The following is a 20481-nucleotide window of genomic DNA, read 5'->3' as shown; positions in this document are numbered from 1 at the left end:
AGCCTCCGCGCACAAGAAAATGCCTGGGGAGGCCATAATGAAAAAAGAACGACGCGTCGTCGTTGCGGCGGCTTGTCTGATCGCGGCAACACTGTTTCCGAGCGTGACGACATGGAGCGCCACTGATGAGATGGGCTTTGTGCGCATCAATCAGGGCGAGGAAGTCTGGAAGAACCCGTTCGGTGTCGGCGTCGAAGTCGCGACACTTTACGGAGATCCCTCGAAGCAGGGCATCTATGTGCTGCGCATCAAGTGGCCGCCCGGCATCATGAGCAAGCCGCACAAGCATCCGGAAGATCGTCACGTCGTGGTGCTGTCGGGCACCTGGTATACCGGCACGGGCGAAGCCTTCGTGCCCGAGAAATCGATCCCGATGAAGACCGGCGGCTACATGGTGCATCCCGCCGGTGCCGTGCACTGGGACGGCACGCGGGAAGAGGGCGCGGTGATCCAGATCACGGGCTACGGCCCCAGCGGCAACAACTTCGTCAGACCCGATGAGCCGCAATTCGGCAAAACGAACTGACTTGAGTTTGCAGGATCATGCAGCGTGCCATCGGGCGATGGCACGCTGATCGGGTATTTACTTACGCTTCTTGCGGGCCGCGTAGCGGGCGTCACGGGCGGCCTTCTGCTGGGCTTCCAGCGCGGCCTTGGCTAATGCAGCCTCTTCCTGTTCACGGGCGAGCTGGGCAGCGGCAGCGGCGGCCTCCTCGGCCTCACGAGCCTTCTGCGCAGCCTTCTCGGCATCGCGGGCAGCCTTTGCCTCGGCGCGTGCGGCGGCAGCGGCTTCGCGCTCGGCGGCACGGGCCTTTACGGCAGGATCGTCGGGACCCGGCTGTGCCTTGAATTTGTTCAGAATATTCTTTCTGGCTTCGCTCGCAGCTTTTTGACGATCTGCGAAGCTGGGTTCCTTGAATCCGCTCATGAACGAGGCCTTGTCGCTTTCTTTCGTTTGGGGTGGGTCATTGTGTTGGATGCGGCAGCCGGGCAAATGCTCTGGCGATGGCCGAAACTCTGCTGCGGTTTACAGCCGACAGCGCGGCAACGCATCAACTATCTGCGATTTACGGCGATCTTGCGCATGATTTGCCGGGAATGAAGCCTGCGCGAGGCTGGGCGGAGCCCGCGCCGGGGTGATCCGCGTATATCCGGAAATCCCGGGAATCGGGCATGTCTTGACCATCCGGCGATTTTGAGCGCGCGGAAAAGGCCCTCTGTGCGGCGCGAGGATTGATATGGATGCCCAGAAGACAGCAGTCGATGCCGTGGTCATTCTGACCGGCTGTGATCGCGACATGGTGACCCACTTCATTCGCGGCCTGTATCTGGCGGGCGTTCGCGACCCCAAGCGACTGACTTTTAAAGGGCTGCAATTCGCTGCAGAAGCAAGCGCTTAGCAACATTTGCAGCCAAAATGGCCTTATTGCGGCTTTGCAGCGGCCGTGCTGCGGCCTTGAACCTGCGCTGTCCTCCCGCTGACTGATCAGGAACTTTCCGCGAAACGCGGAGTTCCTGTCGCCATCGGGAGTTCTCCATGCAAGCAGCCATCGATCGCGTCATCCGCTCGTTCAGCTTCAAACATCCGGTCTCGCTCGAGCCGATGACCGACAGCCCATCGATCAAGGCGAGCGACGAGGCAACCGAGTTCGCGACCCGGTTGCTCGAAAATTACAAGGGGCAGCTAGCCCGACGCAGCCCGAAGCCTGACTGACGGCCGGTTCAAGCTTCCCCATTGACCGATCTCGATGGATCGCAGCTCCGGGATTCGGCATTGCCAGGACTTGCGTTGCGGTGCGATGGCGGGGCATGACTGCGCCGCTCGCAGACCCAACCATCCAGGAGACATGATGCGAAACTCCCAGCGTGCCGTCAGAGCCACGGCCGTCGCCCTCGGTGCGACCATGATCGTGGCCGTGTCCGACGTCTCCCTTTCGTCCGCCATGGCGCAAGCGCCTCAAAAACAAGCGCCGCAGAAAATGGCGCCAGCCGCAGGAAAAACCATGACCACAGCTTCAGGCCTCAAGATCGAAGACACCACCGTTGGCACCGGCGCAACGCCGGCCAAGGGACAGACCTGCGTGATGCACTACACCGGCTGGCTCTATGAGAACGGTGTCAAGGGCAAGAAATTCGACTCGTCGGTCGATCGCAACGAGCCGTTCGAATTCCCGATCGGCATGTCGCGTGTCATCAAGGGGTGGGACGAAGGCGTCGCCACCATGAAGGTCGGCGGCAAGCGCACGCTGATCATTCCGCCGGATCTCGGCTATGGCGCGCGTGGTGCTGGCGGCGTGATCCCGCCAAATGCGACGCTGATTTTCGACGTCGAACTGCTTGGCGTCAAATAAGCCCGATCAAACGAACCTATGCCTGTGCGATCCTGCGCAGCAACGTCCGTGACGCTTCCTCGCCGGCATAGATGTCGGCGAGGGGCGCTGCCTTCGCAATGAAGGGGGCCTTGTCCGGCTTGACGAATGTCACGCCCATCGCTTCGACCTGCAGGCGCGTTTGCGCCTCGAATGCGGTCCACAGCTCGTTCATGTGATGATAGGACAGCGCAGCGGCTTCGCGGATGATCTCCCGCTGTTTCGCCGTCATGCTGTTGAGTCGGCTGGCGCCCACCAGCAGCACATCCGGGATCATGGTGTGTTCGTCGAACGAGTAGTGCGTCGCGACTTCGGCATGCTTGCCGACAATCAGCGCAGCCACGCTGTTCTCTGCACCATCGACCAATCCCGACTTCAGCGCGACATAGACATTGCTCCATGACAGCTCGATGCCTTCGGCGCCGAACAACTGCATTAGTTTGACCATGGTCTCCGAAGGCTGGATGCGGATCTTCATGCCCTTGAGATCGTCCGGATGAAGGATCGGTTTTCGCCCATAGAAGCTGCGCGCGCCGGCGTCGTAAAAGGTCAGGCCGGTGAGACCGGCCGATGTGGTTGAGGCGAGAATCTCACTGCCAACCTCGTTGCTCGTGACCTTCAGCCAGTGCGCACGATCGCGGAATGTGAAGGGCAGGTTGAGAACCTTGTAGGCAGGATGGAAGCGCTCAAGCACGCTGGCACTGACTTTCAGGAAATCCAGTTTTCCAGCCTGTACCTGCGACAGCAGGTCGACTTCCTGACCGAGCTGCCCGTCCGCAAACAGCGCGATGTCAAGTTCGCCCTGCGAACGCTCGCGTGCCAGATCTGCAAAGTGCTGCATTGCCGGGTGGACGGGATGGGTGGTCGGCAGGCTGTGGGCGAGCCGCATCTTCAGCGGTTCGGCGCGCAGCACTGCCGGGCAGGCGATCGCCAGTCCCGCAGTCAGCAAAAGGCGGCGCCGTGAAAGCATGTCTGACCCGTGGTCTGGCTGGAAAGATGATGCAAGCATCGGCGCGGTCTCTGCGCCGGACGCCATGTTACGTCGGAACCCAGGAAGTTTAAAGTCTGCCGCCAGCTACTTTGGGGCGATTGGCCTGGAGCAGGGCGACATAGCGGTTTTTAGCATCGGGCGCGACCGCGCCGCGGCTGGCCAGATGATGCACGCAATTCAGCGCCAGATCGAACGAGCCGTAGCAATGATGCGCGATCAGCGCGAGGTGCTTGAGCTGCTCGCTGTCCATGGCCTCGGCCTGGATGAAATCCCGGACATAGACGACGTCGGCCTCGACGAGTTGATTGATGGCGGCAGCAGGATTCGGCCCCATCATGGGCGCGATCATCTTCTTGTTGATGGCCGCGAACATGTGCGGAATGAAGCCGAGGCTGCGCAGTTCTAGATCGATGTCGCCGAACACCGGCTGTTTCTCATAGAGCGGCACGAAGGAGACTTCGGTCTGAATGGCCACGGCCTTCGCCAGTTTGGTGCGACCGTTCCTGAACACCGACAGTTCGCCGCCCTGAATGTCGATCTTCAACAAATCGATGCGCTCGATCTCGGCGATATCGTCGAGCCGCCGTGTATCGAGCGGGAGCCTGTCGACGACACGTCCGAGCTCGGTGAAGTTCGGAAAGTGCGTGAGTGTTTTGGGCTCAGGTTGCAGTAGGCTGGCAAAGCCGATGCCGCGGCAGATGTTCAGCGTATGGCTGCCGCCATCGCCGACGGCATAAGGAAGATAGGTCTCAAACGGACCTTTGCGGCCCTGCAGTTGCGCCAATGCCTGTGGATGCGGATCGAAACCGGTAACGCGGCAAAGGCCGCTTTGCAGCATCGGCTTATAGGGCGGGTCACCGTCGATGGGATTGGCGCCGATATCGACGACAGCGGTCTGCCGCGCAGGCTGGAGCAGCGCGGATAATCCATCATCGTTGCGTCGAATCGCGCCGTCCCGCATGCGTACCTTTCCTGCGAATGGTGCGACAATGCGTGCTTCAGTGGGCGCGGGCAGCGTGTCAGAGTGTCGCGCGACAATTCGAGCGATTGAGGTACTTGGTGCCGGAATGGAGGACGAATGAATAGCGAACAAGGGGATGACGCAGTGCATAGCCGCCCCATCCATCATTCGCCGCTGTTCTGGATCCTGGATCGGTATCATTCTGTGTCTGGCAGCGATCGTCATCTATGTGATGTCTTACGACCTGTCATGGTCGGTCGCCAGATAACGACGCTCACGCTTTCTTTGGCTTCTTCTTCGCTGACGTGTTCAGCGCCACAGCGGCGCGAATCAGCGCCCTCAGTGCCCTTTCGTTGACCTTGTCGCCTTCGTGAATATCGATGGCGCGGCGGGTATTGCCGTCGAGGCTGGAATTGAACAGGCCTGACGGATCATCGAGCGATGCGCCCTTCGCAAAGGTCATCTTCACGACTGCTTTGTAGGTCTCGCCGGTACAGATGATGCCGGCATGTTCCCAGACAGGAACGCCGCGCCATTTCCATTCTTCGACCACTTCGGGATCAGCCTGCCTGATGATCTTTCGGACGCAAGCGAGCATCTCGCCACGCCAGTCACCGAGCTCCCCGATCTTGGCGTCGATCAGTTCGGAGGGGGCAGCTGCTTCGCTGACCTTTGTCGATTTGACAGACGTCTTTTTTGACATGCGCTCCCTCTCGGCCGCCGGCACCATGCGGCTTGGTCGGTGGTTCTTACCTACCAACTGCATTTTATTTATCCTTGCAGAGAAGTAACTCCGCCCATTCCGAGCGTCCAGTCTCGGCCAGCGCCCAGCAAAGATCGTTGCTTCCTGCCCGGTTGCGCCGCGCGAACCAATTCCGGCGTCATCAAATTGCGTGTAGCTTCGGAGCATCAGCGCAATGCGTGATTCGTAGCTTTTTCCTTATCCAGTTCATTCGCGTTCGACAGCAGTCCGCCCGTTACGGCGCGCTGGTTGTCATCAGCTAGTCACGGCTGTTTTGAACAGCGAGCCGAGGCAGATTGTTAACGTGTGCCGCGTTAGTCGTGACACCAGCCATCGCCAATATGTCGGGGGAATCCGGATATGACGTATCGCCATGCTGTCGTTCTTGCGGCTGCCTTGTTGGGGGGCGTCAGCGCCGTCCAGGCACAGACCCTGCCGTCCTACATGGCGCCCATTTCCGGACTGGCGACGACAACGCCGGCTGAAACGGCGACCAAGGACATGCTGGCACTCAACACCGGCATGTTTGAGCTTTATGGCGACGCAGCGAAAGTATTTCGCGCCAATATCCTTGCCAAACATCCCGTGATCCTCGGCCTGTTCTCCGGTGCCGGCGGCAAGTTCACGTTGTACCAGCCCGGCAAGCCGCCGGTCGATGCTCCTTCGGTGCCAATGGTCTATCAACTGCTCAAGTCCGTTGGCCACAGCACCATGGCGCTCGCCGAAGTGGTCGGCCCCTATGTGAACAATCCCGACAACAAGTCCTGGCTCGGTTCGATGAAAGCCTATCGCAGCCGGATGCAGTCGGCGCTCGATGGCCTCGACCTCACGCCGATGCAGGCCGACTGGCGCGACAACAGCCGTACCATCCTGCAGAACAATCTCGCTTTCATGGATGAATGCATCGCCAAGGGTGCCATTCCTTTCGATGCGCTGGAGAAGTTCGGCAAGAAGCAGGCCCCTTATCTGGCGAACAACGTCGCTTGGGCGGCACAGACCCAGGTCAATCACTGGATGACCGTGCTGGCCGACTGGAAGAAGATGCTGGGGCCCGACTGGGACAAGGCCTATGCCGCCAGCAATACGATTTATGTGGCACGCCAGAACAACGTGCTGTTCAGCGTGCTCGCGCAATTCTTTCCGCCGGAAGCGATCAATGACCGGTTGTTGCTGATCGAAACCGTGTCGTTCACCACCACACAGGCCGATATGCTGGAGTCGCTGACGCGCATCATCGCGGACCGCTCCGTCGGCTCGCTGTTCTTCGGCAACTATCACCTGATGGACTATGAATTGATGGGGGGCGACGCCCGTGCTGCCATCATTGCGGAAAGCGCCAAGCGTGGCATGACGCCGTTCCTGCCGCCAATGGTCCCGTTCGGCTCCAATCAGTGGCCGACACTCATCACGACCGGCCCCGGGCCGGCGACCATCGCCGATCTCAAATAAATATCGCCGAACGGCAACTACTGTCGATCATGGGTAAAGGAATGGGAACTTCGCGACGCGAGTTCATGAAGTGGGTGTCGGCGGGTGGTATCACACTCAGCCTGTCGCACCTTGCAGCAGCCGAGCAGATGGCATTTCCGGCACGCGAGACATTGCCGGGGCGGGGCAAATTCAATCCCGCTATCGGTGGAGTTGGTCGTGTCGATGGCGTTGCCAAGGTCACCGGCTCGAAACTCTATGCGTCGGATTTCCGGGCGAACGACCTGCCGGGCTGGCCGGCCAAGACCTCGCACGCGATTCTGGTGCGCGCGCCCGATGCCACGCATGTTTATCTCGGCATGGATCTCGCGCGGCTGAGCGGGGCGCTGAAGCCCACGGTGATCGTCACCGCAGCGGATCTTGCCAAGATTAACACGCGCGTTCCCGCCTTCTATGAAGGCGATCTGTTTTGCCCGGTCGGCAAGACGCCGCTTTATCTGGGCCAGCCCGTTGCACTGCTGATTTTCGAACAGTTCGACGCCTATGACCGCGCGCGCATCGCCTTGCGCGATGGCACCTTCGTTCAGTTCGGAGAGGAAACCGGCCCGATCGATATGCCTAACTATGCGGCCTATCGCTTCACGCGCGTCGCAGGCGCCACGCCGGATGTGCCGGATGTGTATTCGCCGATCCTCGCCGGCTGGGTCAGCCCGGGCCGCGTTCAGGCGTCCAGCCTACCGGTCTGGTCGTCGCTCGCGCACAAGAACGAGGCGGTCTACGAGAAGGCCGCCGTGCATGGCGACAGGATTCGCGCCGAGATCGCGGCGAGCGAAAGCTCGGCGCTGGTGCTGGATAGCACCTTCGATACGCAGTCCGTCGATCCGATGTTTCTGGAGCCGGAATGCGGACTCGGTTGGTACAGCGCAAAAGACAAGGCGCTCGAACTGGTTCTGGGCGTGCAGTCGCCCTATGAGGCCGCGGAATCAATTGCGTTTCTGCTCAGCGAGGCGAAAGCGCCGTTCAAGCCGAGTGAGATCAACGCGCAATTCGCTTATGTCGGCGGCGGCTTCGGCGGCCGTGACCATACGCCGTTCATTTTGTATGTGACGCTGGCAGCGATGTTCTTTCCGGATCGTCCGGTACGGCTGGCGCATGATCGCTATCAGCAATTCCAGGGCGGCATCAAACGTCACGCCATCAAGATGCGCTCGCGCATGTCCGTTGATCGCGCCAGCGGCAAGATCACGGCCTTCGCAGCCGATCATGTGCTGGATGGTGGCGGTCTCGCGAATTTCTCGCCCAATGTTGCCACCTGCGCCGCGACGGCCGCGATCGGAATCTATGACGTGCCGAAGGTCGACGTCACCACGGTGGCGCAGCACACCCGCGGCGTCACCGCGGGCTCGATGCGCGGCTATGGGTCGCTGCAAACGATGACGGCACTGGAAGTACTGATCGACGAGGCCGCTGCGGCGCTACCGCTCGATCCCATCGACTTCCGGCGGCGCAATGCGCTGAAGCAGGATGGCCGGACGATGACTGGCAATCCCTATATCGTCTCGGTGCGGACAACGGAGGTTCTCGACAAGCTCGAGAAGCACCCGATCTGGCAGCAGCGCGCCGCGGAGAAGGCGCGTGCCGCGAGTGGCGTGCTGGTTGGTACCGGTGTCGCTTGCGTGACGAAGGATTACGGCACCGGGGGTGACTGCTCGAACGGTCGCGTCGAGCTCGGCCCTGACGGCCGGATCGCGATCTTCTGCGATCACGTCGAGATGGGCAACGGCATCGGTACGGCATTGGCCAACCGCGTCGCGCGGCATCTCGGCGGAATGGCCGATGAAGTAGCGGTGTCGCAGGTTGGCGTGTTCGACGCATTGGAACTGGTGACCTCCGGCGACTCCTACACGATGGACCAGAAGACCCAGGATAAGGCCGAGAAGGATCCGCGCTGGGTGCCGGCCATCAGCTCGGCCACCTCGGCGTCAATCGGCGCCCATGTCGGCACCCATGCGTCGGCCGAAGCTGCCCGCGTGATCTTCCGTTTTGGTTTGTGGCCGGCGGCGCTGGTCTTGTGGAAGATCGACCGACGCGATCCGCGCGCCAGGGACTGGGACAAGGCCGCATGGAAAGACGGCCAACTGACGTTGCCCGGCATGCCGTCGTTGTCGCTGGCGAAGCTCGCCGCCACAGCCCATGCGCGCAATCTCGTTACCGGGGCGGTAGCGCACGGCTTCTCGCGCTGGGCGTGGTCACGCGCGCGCTTTCCCATCGATGGCGAACAGTATCGCGCCGAGATCGACGGGCTCGCGGTGCGTCGCGGCGCCGGAAAATTCACGCGCATCGTTCGGTCGAGCGTGCTGTTTCCGCCGACCAACAACAACCGGATGGGCACCGCCTACACATCGATGTGTGGCACGACCGTCCGCGTGGAGATCGAGAAAGCGACGGGCGCGCTGCGTATCGCGAAAGCCTACAGCGTGTTCGAATGCGGACAGGCATTGGTTCCGGAAGTCGTGCTCGGTCAGGCGCAAGGCGGCTTCGCCATGGGCGTCGGTTACGCGCTGCTGGAAACGCTGCCGCCTTTCGAAGGTGGTCCCGGCAACGGCCAGTGGAATCTCGGCGACTATCTGGTGGCGCGCGGATCAGATCTGCCGCTGCGCGATATCGAGATCGAGATGCTGCCGCCGCTGACACCGGACGAGCCGCCGAAGGGGATGGCCGAGGTGGTGATGATCCCCATCGTGCCGGCGTTGCTCAACGCTATCCATGATGCCACCGGCAAGCGCTTTCCTGCGTTGCCAGTGACACAAGCCATGCTCAAGGGAGCGCTCGCGTGACGACACTGGGCATCACCATCAACGGACAGGTTCATGCGCCCACGGAGGTGCGCGACGATCTCTCCATGAACGATTTTCTGCGCGAATATCTCGGGATGACCGGCACCAAATTCGGCTGCGGCGCCGCTCAGTGCCTGAGCTGCGCCGTTATCGTCGATGAGCCCGACGGCACCAGTCATACCACCCCGACCTGCGTTGTGTCCGCGGCGAGCTTTCACGGCAAGACCATCCGCACCGTGGAAGGCCATGCCAAAAACGGCGAGTTGTCGCCATTGCAGAAAGCTTTCATCGCGCATTTTGCGTTCCAGTGCGGCTACTGCACCGCCGGCTTCCTCAATGAAGGGCAGGTGTTGCTCGAGCAACTGGCGAAGACGCCTGTGCCGCGTGCAGGTATTGAACAGCGGATCGCCGAAGCGCTCGACGGGCATCTGTGCCGTTGCACCGGCTATATCAAATACCATGAAGCTGTACTCGACGTGATCCTCGCTGACCCGAAGCGCTATCTTATTCAGGAGACGCGCGGATGAGAGTTGAGACGCGCGTCAAAATTCTGATTGTCGTTGCGACGCTCGGCATGAGCATGCTGACGGCCTATGCGGCGGGTCAAGGGACGTCGAAAGGGCTTGCCACACCGGAAAGTTTCGATGGCATCGCCGATATCAATGCACGCTCGGCGGCGATCTTCACCGAGCTCGGCAAGGTGCTGACCCATCCGCGCTGCACGAATTGTCATCCCGCCGGCGATATGCCGCGCCAGGGTGACTCGCAGCGCCTGCATCAGCCGCCGGTCACGCGTGGCGCGGACGGTCACGGCACCGCGGCAATGCGCTGCAACTCCTGCCACAAGGATGCCAATTTCGAACCCGGCCGCATCCCCGGTCATCACGAATGGCACCTCGCGCCGCGAGAGATGGCGTGGGAAGGCAAGACCGTTGCCGAGATCTGCGCGCAGATCAAAGACCCGGCACGCAATGGCGGCCGCAAGGTCGAGGATCTCATCGATCATATCGGCAAGGATACGCTGGTCGGCTGGGCCTGGGCACCGGGGTATGGACGTGCGCCTGCACCGGGCACGCAGGCCGTGGCGGGTACTCTGGTCGAAGCCTGGGCTAAGACTGGCGCAGCCTGTCCTGGCTGATGCCACGACGCCATTTCATTGGACATGATGGCGGTCCCCGCAGGATTCGAAGCTGTGCAATCCACGGAGTAGAAGCCCGCTATACGACCAGCGAAATCGTGGAGATGCGGTGACCGTGTACTATTAACGTACTGCACGGCGAGCAGCGGTACGATGTCTTCCCGATAAGGTCGTGTGGGCCGCAGCTAACCAAGTCTTTCGAAGACCAGCGCGAGTTCTGATAAGCGCACAACCCGACGTAACGTCGTCACCTCCGGAAATCAGCATGACCATTCGCTGTTCTTGTGGCGACGTTGCCTTAGCGTAGCACCGCCCCAGTATTGGATGCGCAATCCTCTTCTATACTACAATGTGCTCAGTTACCGTTCATCCTTGCTTTGGCGCGATTTAGATAGTTCAGAAAGAAAAAAAGGAACTGAAGGACACACCGTAAGTTTGAAGACCGCTTTTGAAAGTTGGTCATTTCATTCATACGGAGTAAGGCTATGTCGAAAAGCGCATTGCTTGCTTGTGCGATTATCTGCTTTGCATCACAGGCTGAAGCCCGCAAGGGAAGTCATCACCGAGCGCGCGCGTGGTGTGGGACATATCTCAGCAAATACCTTCATCAATCCGATCGACGTCTTGCTCTCGCTCGCGAATGGGCGCGCGTTGGTTCGAGCGCCGGAGGCCCGGGCATTGGAGTAGTTGTGGTCTGGCCACATCATGTCGGGATCATAACGGGGCAGGCTTCCAACGGCGAATGGATAGTACACAGTGGCAACGATGGCGGCGCGATCAGAACTCGTCCTCGATCAGTTTCGCGCGCTATCGCTTTCCGTCGCGTTTAGCGACATGGTCAGCGTCGCCACGCATTCTTAGTCACTCCCTGTAAGTGGAGCTCTCTTGAGCATTCACCGGCACAGCGCAGAGCGGCACTATGGTCATGATCGACATAGGGCTGCACAAGCGACCTAGTGAATGCTTGAGAGCTATCGGACATTTGCTACCGTTTCAAACGCGAAGCGCGCCAAGATCATCCGATGTCTTCGCGGTGCTTGCAAAAGAAAGCACCAACCAACTTGTACTGTCGCACCGTGTTGCCGACGGCCGCAGCTTCGTCGCGATGCCACGTGCAATCCGACCTCATTACTTACGCCGGCATGTCCAAGCCTGCCTCGGCTATCGTCGTTTCGAGAGGACGGTTCTGGGATATCGTGTTGTGTCCGTCTTGCGCACACTCGTCGGGACTAAACGGGACAGCTGTCATTTGATTTAGAGAACCCGAGTCTCAGGAGATCAAGCCAGACGCGGACGCCGATCAGAGGCCTTGAAAGCCCCCCGCGAATCCCGCCATTTCGCCCGGTCTGTCCAAGCCATACCGACGATGGTATGACGACGCGCCGGTCCCATAGCTCAACTGGATAGAGTAACGGATTTCTACTCCGTGGGTTGCAGGTTCGAATCCTGCTGGGATCGCCAATATTTTCTCACAAAATCAAATATTTGACGCCGTATCGCATTCGCTTTGCATGCTGCCCGTGCTGCTGCGTGCCAGCCCCACCAGTCTGGCCTTTCTCTTGCTGATTGAGCGGTGAACCCGCGATTTCAGCCAGAAAGTGTGCCGACTTGATCCGTTTTTCGTCCCAAAACCGAACGTTCGTCTGTGCCTTTGACGCCGCCTCAGTTCGTGTCCCGTTCGGGGATGCCTTCGCAGCTTCGGGGCTGGCAGACTGGCGGGCCCTAAGACTCCGACGGCGGGGGCCGCGATGGTGGCTTGCTGTCCTTACCATTGTCATCGGAGATGCCGCGCTGGCCGGGCTCGCCTGGCTCGCCGTCGATGTCGTCCTCAAATAGCTGCTCCGGGAAGCCGTATTGCCGGGTTACAAAACGGCCGGCCATATAGGAGATCTGGCACGCGATCAGACATCCGGTCGTGACCGCAACGCCGCTTAGCGCCGAAAATCCCTGGCCCCATGTCACGACGGCGGACAGGACCGCGACCAGCACGGTCGTCACGATAATGACCCAGATGGGGCCGATGAGTCCGACGGCGAGGCCCGCCAGTGAACTTGTCGCCAAAAGAAGTTCGATCATGATGCGATGGCCCATAAGGACCGAGCGGGCGGGCGATCGCCGTGATCGTCCGATGCCGCAAGGCGCGTCCATCTGACGGCAGTTGTAAGACTTGGGTACCGATGATCTCCGGTCGTCCCCAGCAGGCTGTTTTTAGTCTTAACATGTCGCGTTTGATTAAAACGCGCGGGGCGACGACGGGGCGGGCCGGCCGTTCATGCGCATCCGGCGCGTTGTAAAACTGTCACCAAAATCGTCCGCGTGTGCTCGAACCGTTTCCCACACAGGCGCGACCAATCGGCGGTGACATGGCTTTGCTTTCGGCAGGGCGCGCCGCCATGATGCGCCGTGACTTGCGAGTGGCGCTGCGATTTGAGTTACCCAGGTTCGTCACATGATGTTGCCGGCAATCGTCTTATCTCGCGTTGCGCTGGTCGAGAGACTCGCGAAGAAGCTGGCCATGAGTCCGTCACCGTTTTACGCACATTTGCATCCAGGCGGCATTCGTCCGTGCAGGGGAGTTGTCCATGATTGGTCTGGTTCGCGCTGTCAGTGTCTGCGCCGCGCTGGCGTTCGGCCTCGTCTCGGCTCACGCGGCCGACAAGGCTTTCCGGCGGGATGAGCTGGTGGATTCCGCGGTCAAACTCGAGGCGCAGATCAAGAGTGAGGCCGGGCCTGTCGCCAAGAGCGCGGCAACACTGCGCACCGATGCAGATGCCGCCTTTAAACGCTCCGATTTCCGCGCCGGTCTGCAGACACTTGGCCAGATCGTGGCGATTGCACCTGAAGACAGCGGCAACTGGCTGCGACTCGCCAAAACCATCTTCCAGATTCGTCCCACAAATTCGTCGGAGACGACCTTCCTGCGCGAGCGGGCGGCGACCGCGGCCTACATCGCCTATCAGCGGGCAGGGAATGCCGGCGAGGAGGCTGAGGCACTGGCCGTGCTCGGCCGCGCGTTGGAGGAACGCAGACTGTGGCGTCCGGCACTGGATGCGCTGCGCCTGTCGCTCGACATGCGCGAAGTCGCCGATGTGCGCGGGCAATACGAGAAGCTGCGCGACGATCATGGCTTCCGATTGCTCGACTACACCGTGGACTCGGATTCCGCCTCGCCGCGGGCCTGTTTCCAGTTCTCCGAAGAACTCGCCAAGCGGGTCGATTTCGCGCCGTTCCTGGCGCTCGCGGGCAGCGACAAGCCTGCGCTGACCTCCGAGGAGAAGCAGCTCTGCGTCGAAGGCCTCAAGCATGGCGAGCGCTACAATATCAACCTGCGCGCCGGTCTGCCGTCGACGGTGAAGGAGAGCCTGCCGAAATCGGCCGAGTTCAACATCTATGTCCGCGACCGCAAGCCGTTCGTGCGTTTCACCGGCCGCGCCTATGTGCTGCCGCGCAGCGGCCAGCAGGGCATTCCCGTGGTCTCGGTCAACACCCAGGCGGTCACCGTCAATGTGTTCCGGATCGGCGATCGCAATTTGATCAACACCGTCATCGGCAGCGACTTCCAGACGGCGCTGAGCAAGTACCAGCTCGAGAGCCTCGGCGACGAGCGCGGCATGAAGGTCTGGACCGGCGAGCTGGCCACGGCGTCGACGCTCAATGCCGACGTCACCACGGCATTCCCCGTCGATCAGGCCATCGGCGAGCTCCAGCCGGGCGTCTATGTGATGACCGCGGCGGCCAAGGGGCCGGGCTCGGGCGGGGGCGACGATGACGGGTCGCTCGCCACCCAGTGGTTTATCGTCTCGGATCTTGGCCTCACAGCCTTCTCCGGCAATGACGGCATCCATGTCTTCGTCAATTCGCTGGCCTCGACCGATCCGATGGCCAAGGCCGACGTCCGGCTGGTCGCGCGCAATAACGAGATTCTTGCGACCAGGAAGACCGATGACTCCGGTCACGTGCTATTCGAGGCGGGACTCGCCAAGGGCGAGGGCGGTCTGTCGCCGGCATTGCTGACGGTCACCAGCGACAAGAACGACTATGCATTCCTCAGTCTGAAATCGAATGCCTTCGACCTTTCGGATCGTAGCGTCTCCGGCCGTGCTGTTCCGGCCGGTGCGGATGCCTTCGTCTATGCCGAGCGCGGCGTTTATCGCTCCGGCGAGACCGTCTATCTCACCGCGCTCCTGCGCGACGGGCAGGGCAACGCCGTGACCTCGGGTCCAATGACCCTCGTGGTCGAGCGACCCGATGGCGTCGAGTTCCGCCGCGCCGTGTTGCAGGATCAGGGCGCGGGAGGTCGCAGCCTGACACTGCCGCTGAATTCGGCGGTTCCGACGGGCACCTGGCGTGTCCGTGCCTTCACCGATCCGAAGGCGCCGTCGGTCGGCGAAACCACCTTCATGGTCGAGGATTACGTCCCGGACCGGATCGAATTTGATATTAGTTCCAAAGATAAGCTGATCAAAGCTGATGCTCCTGTAGAACTTAAGGTGGATGGCCGCTTCCTCTATGGCGCGCCAGCCTCGGGCCTGCAGCTCGAAGGCGATATGCTTGTCACCTCCGCCGCGAACCGTCCCGGCTTCGCCGGCTACCAGTTCGGCGTTGCCGACGAGGAAAGCGCCAGCAACGAGCGGACGCCGATCGAAGGCCTGCCGGAAGCAGATGCCAATGGCGTCGCTACGTTCCCGGTCAGCCTTGCCAAACCGCCGTCCTCGACGCGGCCCCAGGAGGCGCAGATATTCATCCGCATGACGGAAGCCGGCGGTCGTGCCGTCGAGCGCAAGTTCGTGCTGCCGGTTGCGCCCAACGCGCCGATGATCGGCGTGAAGCCGCTGTTCAAGGACAAGAACGTCGCCGAGGGCGACAACGCCGCCTTCGACGTGGTGGTCGTGTCACCAGAGGGCGCCTCGCTGGCGCGCAGCGGGCTGCGCTACGAACTGCTCAAGATGGAATCCCGCTACCAGTGGTATCGGCAGAATTCGTCCTGGGACTATGAACCGGTCAAGTCGACCAAGCGCGTGGCCGATGGTGATCTCACCGTCGCCGCCAATGCACCGGCCCGCATCTCGCTGCAGCCGCAGCCCGGCCGCTATCGTCTCGACGTCAAATCCAATGAGGCCGACGGCCCGATTACCTCGGTGCAGTTCGATGTCGGCTGGTATTCCGACGGCAGTGCTGACACGCCGGACCTGCTGGAGACATCCATCGACAAGCCCGAATATCTGTCGGGCGACACCATGACCGTCTCGGTCAATGCCCGCACGGCCGGTCTGCTGACCATCAATGTGCTAGGTGATCGCTTGCTGACCACCCAGAGCGTTGCGGTTAAAGAAGGCGCGTCGCAGATCAAGATTCCGGTCGGCAAGGACTGGGGCACAGGCGCATATGTCGTAGCGACGCTGCGTCGGCCGCTCGACGCCGCTGCCAAGCGGATGCCCGGCCGTGCCATCGGCTTGAAGTGGTTCGGCATCGACAAGAAGGCGCGTACGCTCGACGTAGCACTGTCGCCGCCGGCGCTGATCCGACCCAGCACGACACTGAAGCTGCCGGTGAAACTCGGCGGGCTCAATCCCGGTGAGGACGCCAAGATCGTCGTTGCCGCGGTTGATGTCGGCATTCTCAATCTGACCAATTACAAGCCGCCCGCGCCGGATGACTATTATCTCGGCCAGCGCCGTATGACGTCTGAAATCCGCGACATCTATGGGCAGCTGATCGACGGGATGCAGGGTACACGCGGCCAGTTGCGCACGGGCGGCGATAGTGCCGGCGCGCAGATCGAGGGCTCGCCGCCCACGCAGAAGCCCTTGGCATTGTATTCCGGCATCGTCACCGTGGCAGCCGACGGCACGGCGCAGATCGAATTCGAGATCCCCGAATTCGCAGGCACCGCCCGTGTGATGGCCGTGGCCTGGACCGCGACCAAGCTCGGCCGCGCTACCATAGACGTTACGGTGCGCGATCCCGTGGTCCTGACGGCAACGCTGCCGCGGTTCCTGCTGTCCGGTGACAAGGGCACCATGAGCTTCGATCTCGACAATGTCGAAGGCGTACCGGGCGATTACACCATTGCCGTGAAGACCTCTGGCCCCGTCAAGGTGACCGGTAATCCGGCCACGACAATCAAACTCGCCGCCAAGCAGCGGACATCGATGGCGCTGGCCATCGATGCATCCGGTGCCGGCACAGCCCAGTTCGACGTCGATCTCAAGGGGCCCAACGGGCTGACACTGGCACGGCACTATGTGCTCGACGTCAAGGCGGCAACGCAGGTGCTGGCGCGACGCTCGATCCGCACGCTGGCGAAGGGCGAGAGCCTGACGCTGACGTCGGACATGTTCTCCGATCTCGTGGCGGGCACGGGCGGCGTCTCGCTGTCGGTCAGCCTGTCCACAGCACTTGACGCAGCGACCATCCTGAAGGCACTGGATCGCTATCCCTATGGCTGCTCCGAGCAGATCACCAGCCGTGCGATGCCGCTCCTCTATGTGAACGATCTCGCGGCCGGCGCGCATCTGGCAATGGACACCGGTATCGATCAGCGCATCAAGGGTTCCATCGACAGACTTCTGGCGCGTCAGGGCTCGAACGGTTCGTTCGGCCTGTGGTCGGCGGGCGGCGACGACGCCTGGCTCGACGCTTACGTGACGGACTTCCTGACCCGCGCCCGCGAGAAGGGATTTGTGGTGCCGGACGTGCTGTTCCGTGCGGCGCTGGACCGCGTGCGCAATTCGGTCGTCAATGCTGACGAACCGGAGAAGGATGGCGGTCGCGATCTTGCGTATGGCCTCTACGTGCTGGCCAAGAACGGGACCGCGCCGATTGGCGATCTGCGCTACCTCGCCGACACCAAGCTAAAGAACCTGGCGACGCCGATCGCCAAGTCGCAACTGGCAGCGGCGTTGGCGCTGGTCGGTGACCGTGCCCGTGCCGAACGTGTCTATGCCGCGGCCGTCGAAAGCCTCGCACCGAAGCCGATCATCGAATTTGGTCGTGTCGACTATGGCTCGGCACTGCGCGACGCTGCGGCGCTGGTCTCGCTGGCCAGCGAAGGCAATGCCCCGCGTGCAACGCTGACACAGGCCGTTCAGCGTGTCGAAGCCGCGCGCGGTCTGACGCCTTTCACTTCCACGCAGGAGAATGCATGGCTGGTGCTGGCGTCGCGCGCGCTGGCCAAGGAAGCAAATACGCTGGCGCTCGACGTCAACGGTTCGCCTGTGAAGACCGCACTTTATCGCAGCTACAAGGCGGCGGAAATGGCGGGCCAGCCGATCAAGATCACCAACACCGGCGATACGCCGGTGCAGGCTGTCGTCTCGGTTTCGGGGTCACCGATCACGCCGGAGCCGGCCGCGTCCAACGGCTTCAAGATCGAGCGCAATTACTTCACGCTCGACGGCAAGCCGGCCGACGTCTCCAAGGCGAAACAGAATGATCGCTTCGCCGTCGTGCTGAAGATCACGGAAGCCAAGCCGGAATACGGGCACATCATGGTGGCCGACTATCTGCCGGCCGGTTTCGAGATCGACAATCCGCATCTGGTGTCGTCAGGCGACAGCGGCACGCTGGACTGGATCGAGGATGGCGAAGAACCTGAGAACACCGAATTCCGCGATGACCGCTTCACCGCGGCCATCGACCGGAAGAGCGACGACAAAGCGGTGTTCACCGTTGCCTATATCGTCCGTGCGGTGTCGCCTGGGAAGTACGTGCTGCCGCAGGCCTATGTCGAGGACATGTATAATCCGTCGCGCTACGGGCGGACGGGAACGGGCTCGATCGAGGTCGCGAAGGCAAAATGAGTGAGCGGCTAACAACAGAAACGCCGTCGTGCCCGGGCTTGTCCCGGGCATCCACGTCTTCTGTAACCGGGTGCCAAGGCGTGGGTGGTCGGGACAAGCCCGGCCATGACGTGGCGAAGGGCTTGAGGCGCACCCGGAAAACGTTGATCGCTATGGCCGCTGTTGTGGCCCTCGGAGGTCTTTCGTTCGCCGCATGGGTGGCCTCTCTCGGTCCGCTCCCCCTCGAACAAGCGCAGAAGATCTCCACCACCGTCATTGATCGCAACGGCAAACTCCTGCGCGCCTATGCGATGGCTGACGGTCGCTGGCGGCTACCGGTCGATGCCAAGACGTCCATCGACCCGGGCTATCTCAACATACTGCTGGGCTATGAAGACAAGCGCTTCTACAGCCATCATGGCGTCGATCCGCTGGCACTCGGTCGCGCGGCTCTACAGCTCGTCACCCGCGGCGCGATCGTGTCGGGCGGCTCGACCATCACGATGCAACTCGCGCGGCTGATCGAACCACGGCAGCAACGCTCGATATCTGCGAAAATCAGACAGGCTGTGCGGGCGCTGCAGATCGAGCGGCAGATGAGCAAGGACCAGATCCTCGATCTCTACCTCGCTCTGGCGCCGTTCGGTGGCAATCTCGAAGGTATCCGCGCTGCGTCGATCGCCTATTTCGGCAAGGAGCCGAAGCGGCTGTCGCTGGCGGAATCTGCATTGCTCGTAGCGCTGCCGCAATCACCCGAGCATCGCCGGCTTGATCGTCATCCCGGCAATGCCCGCGTGGCCCGCGACCGCGTACTCGAACGTATGGTCGGCGAGGGCAGGGTGTCGGCTGCGGATGCCGTGCAGGCAAAATCCGTCAGCATGCCGAAGCTGCGCAAGCCGATGCCGATCCTGGCGCCGCATTCCGCGGATCAGGCGACGTCGCTGCACAAGGATCGCCCCATCATCAAGCTGGCGCTCGATGCCGGCATCCAGCGTGCGCTTGAAACCCTCGCGCGTGACCGTGCGGCGGCGCTGGGCAACAATATCTCCATCGGTCTCATCGCGGTCGACAACGACAGTGGCGACGTGCTGGCCCATGTCGGTTCGCCCGACTATTTTGATGATCGTCGTGCAGGGCAGGTCGACATGACTCGCGCAGTGCGCTCGCCCGGCTCGACGTTGAAACCGTTCATCTATGGCCTCGCCTTTGAAGATGGCTTCGTGCATCCGGAAAGCTTGATCGAGGATCGGCCGGTGCGCTTCGGCAGCTACGCGCCGGAGAATTTCGACATGAGCTTCCAAGGCACCGTGCCGGTGCGCAAGGCGCTGCAGCTCTCACTGAACGTGCCGGCTATTGCGCTGCTGGATCGCGTCGGTGCCTCACGACTTTCATCGCGCCTCAAACAGGCGGGCGGCAATCTGGTGCTACCACCGGGTGAGGCGCCTGGTCTGGCCATGGGCCTCGGCGGTGTCGGCATTACGCTGAAGGACCTCGTGCAACTCTATACGGGCGTGGCGCGGCTCGGCAGTTCGAAGCCGCTGCGGGAGATCATGCAGGCCAATGGCGGCGACGATCGCGAGCCGCTGCGGCTGATGGACCCGGTCGCGGCCTGGCAGGTCGGCAATGTTCTGATCGGCACGCCGCCGCCGGAGAATGCGGCGCATAACAGGATCGCCTTCAAGACCGGCACCAGCTACGGCTATCGCGACGCGTGGTCGGTCGGTTTCGACGGACGCATGACCATCGGTGTCTGGGTCGGCCGGCCCGATGGCGCGCCGGTGCCCGGACTGGTCGGTCGTACCGCCGCGGCTCCGATCTTGTTCGACGCCTTTGCCCGGACCGGCAAGCTGCCGGCTCCGTTGCCGAAGGCGCCCAAGGGCGTGCTGATCGCCAGCAATGCCAAATTGCCGCTGCCGCTGCGCCGGTTCCGCCCGGTTGGCGACCTAATCCGGACCGGCAGCGATCAGGCCCTGCATATCCAGTTCCCGCTGAACGGTTCCCGGATCGATGCCAGTGGCGGCGACGGGCAGCTGTCCGCGGTTCCGGTCAAGGTGGCCGGCGGGGTACAGCCCATGACCGTTCTGGTCAACGGCATGGCCGCAGGGGAACTCGACAGCCGGCGCCAGCGGCTGGTCGATCCGCCTGGTCCGGGCTTCGTCCGGCTGACGGTTATGGACGCCATGGGCACCGCAGACACAGTTGTGGTCAGAATCCAATAAGCGCGGGCTAACTGG

At 61.9% G+C, this 20481-nt stretch carries 15 protein-coding genes and 1 tRNA gene; 11 read left to right on the top strand and 5 right to left on the bottom strand.

The window, feature by feature from the left end:
* The first annotated feature begins 37 nt into the window (after positions 1–37).
* On the top strand, positions 38–526 hold the full coding sequence (locus tag AB8A27_RS10875) for a cupin domain-containing protein (protein WP_139212547.1): 489 nt from the start codon (positions 38–40) through the stop codon (positions 524–526).
* A gap of 57 nt (positions 527–583) precedes the next feature.
* Here the strand turns inward: AB8A27_RS10875 and AB8A27_RS10870 are convergent, their stop codons facing one another.
* Positions 584–928: a DUF6481 family protein gene (locus tag AB8A27_RS10870; RefSeq protein ID WP_441241906.1), complete on the bottom strand. Its 345-nt coding sequence runs from the start codon at positions 926–928 to the stop codon at positions 584–586.
* 310 nt (positions 929–1238) lie between these two features.
* Between AB8A27_RS10870 and AB8A27_RS10865 the strand changes: the two genes are divergently transcribed.
* From AB8A27_RS10865 to AB8A27_RS10855, 3 genes are all read left to right on the top strand, one after another.
* The gene (locus AB8A27_RS10865; RefSeq protein ID WP_175500350.1) at positions 1239–1400 is read left to right on the top strand and encodes a hypothetical protein; all 162 of its coding nucleotides are present in this window, start codon (positions 1239–1241) and stop codon (positions 1398–1400) included.
* A 137-nt stretch (positions 1401–1537) separates the two neighbouring features.
* Complete coding sequence (locus tag AB8A27_RS10860) at positions 1538–1714, top strand: hypothetical protein (protein WP_441241905.1); 177 nt, start codon at positions 1538–1540, stop codon at positions 1712–1714.
* Positions 1715–1850: 136 nt separating this feature from the next.
* Entirely contained in the window at positions 1851–2351 is a 501-nt protein-coding gene (locus AB8A27_RS10855) for an FKBP-type peptidyl-prolyl cis-trans isomerase (RefSeq protein ID WP_441241904.1), read from the top strand.
* A gap of 16 nt (positions 2352–2367) precedes the next feature.
* On the opposite strand, the gene AB8A27_RS10850 is transcribed toward AB8A27_RS10855, so the two are convergent.
* The 3 genes from AB8A27_RS10850 to AB8A27_RS10840 all read right to left on the bottom strand — a co-directional run bounded on the left by AB8A27_RS10850 (position 2368) and on the right by AB8A27_RS10840 (position 5024).
* On the bottom strand, positions 2368–3339 hold the full coding sequence (locus AB8A27_RS10850; RefSeq protein WP_441241903.1) for a TRAP transporter substrate-binding protein: 972 nt from the start codon (positions 3337–3339) through the stop codon (positions 2368–2370).
* 88 nt (positions 3340–3427) lie between these two features.
* On the bottom strand, positions 3428–4321 hold the full coding sequence (locus AB8A27_RS10845; protein ID WP_441241902.1) for an FkbM family methyltransferase: 894 nt from the start codon (positions 4319–4321) through the stop codon (positions 3428–3430).
* 274 nt (positions 4322–4595) lie between these two features.
* Complete coding sequence (locus AB8A27_RS10840; RefSeq protein ID WP_441244882.1) at positions 4596–5024, bottom strand: DUF1801 domain-containing protein; 429 nt, start codon at positions 5022–5024, stop codon at positions 4596–4598.
* 399 nt (positions 5025–5423) lie between these two features.
* On the opposite strand from AB8A27_RS10840, the gene AB8A27_RS10835 reads away from it, so the two are divergent.
* The 5 genes from AB8A27_RS10835 to AB8A27_RS10815 all read left to right on the top strand — a co-directional run bounded on the left by AB8A27_RS10835 (position 5424) and on the right by AB8A27_RS10815 (position 11927).
* The gene (locus tag AB8A27_RS10835; protein ID WP_441241901.1) at positions 5424–6512 is read left to right on the top strand and encodes a hypothetical protein; all 1089 of its coding nucleotides are present in this window, start codon (positions 5424–5426) and stop codon (positions 6510–6512) included.
* A gap of 41 nt (positions 6513–6553) precedes the next feature.
* On the top strand, positions 6554–9328 hold the full coding sequence (locus tag AB8A27_RS10830; RefSeq protein WP_441241900.1) for a xanthine dehydrogenase family protein molybdopterin-binding subunit: 2775 nt from the start codon (positions 6554–6556) through the stop codon (positions 9326–9328).
* Complete coding sequence (locus AB8A27_RS10825) at positions 9325–9855, top strand: (2Fe-2S)-binding protein (protein ID WP_441241899.1); 531 nt, start codon at positions 9325–9327, stop codon at positions 9853–9855. The genes AB8A27_RS10830 and AB8A27_RS10825 overlap by 4 nt, the downstream gene beginning before the upstream one ends.
* Positions 9852–10466, top strand: coding sequence for an Isoquinoline 1-oxidoreductase subunit (locus AB8A27_RS10820; protein WP_441241898.1), 615 nt, complete (start codon positions 9852–9854; stop codon positions 10464–10466). The genes AB8A27_RS10825 and AB8A27_RS10820 overlap by 4 nt, the downstream gene beginning before the upstream one ends.
* 1384 nt (positions 10467–11850) lie before the next feature.
* Positions 11851–11927 (top strand) — tRNA-Arg (locus tag AB8A27_RS10815).
* A 261-nt stretch (positions 11928–12188) separates the two neighbouring features.
* On the opposite strand, the gene AB8A27_RS10810 is transcribed toward AB8A27_RS10815, so the two are convergent.
* On the bottom strand, positions 12189–12542 hold the full coding sequence (locus AB8A27_RS10810) for a hypothetical protein (RefSeq protein WP_441241897.1): 354 nt from the start codon (positions 12540–12542) through the stop codon (positions 12189–12191).
* 506 nt (positions 12543–13048) lie between these two features.
* On the opposite strand from AB8A27_RS10810, the gene AB8A27_RS10805 reads away from it, so the two are divergent.
* Together AB8A27_RS10805 and pbpC are read left to right on the top strand one after the other, a co-directional pair.
* The gene (locus AB8A27_RS10805; protein ID WP_441241896.1) at positions 13049–18268 is read left to right on the top strand and encodes an alpha-2-macroglobulin family protein; all 5220 of its coding nucleotides are present in this window, start codon (positions 13049–13051) and stop codon (positions 18266–18268) included.
* Entirely contained in the window at positions 18265–20466 is a 2202-nt protein-coding gene (gene pbpC, locus AB8A27_RS10800; RefSeq protein ID WP_441241895.1) for a penicillin-binding protein 1C, read from the top strand. The genes AB8A27_RS10805 and pbpC overlap by 4 nt, the downstream gene beginning before the upstream one ends.
* Positions 20467–20481: the final 15 nt, after the last annotated feature.

The organism is Tardiphaga sp. 768_D3_N2_1, from assembly GCF_052076105.1.
In the GTDB taxonomy this organism is placed as follows: Bacteria; Pseudomonadota; Alphaproteobacteria; order Rhizobiales; family Xanthobacteraceae; genus Tardiphaga.
This window is presented reverse-complemented; position numbering and strand designations above follow the sequence as displayed.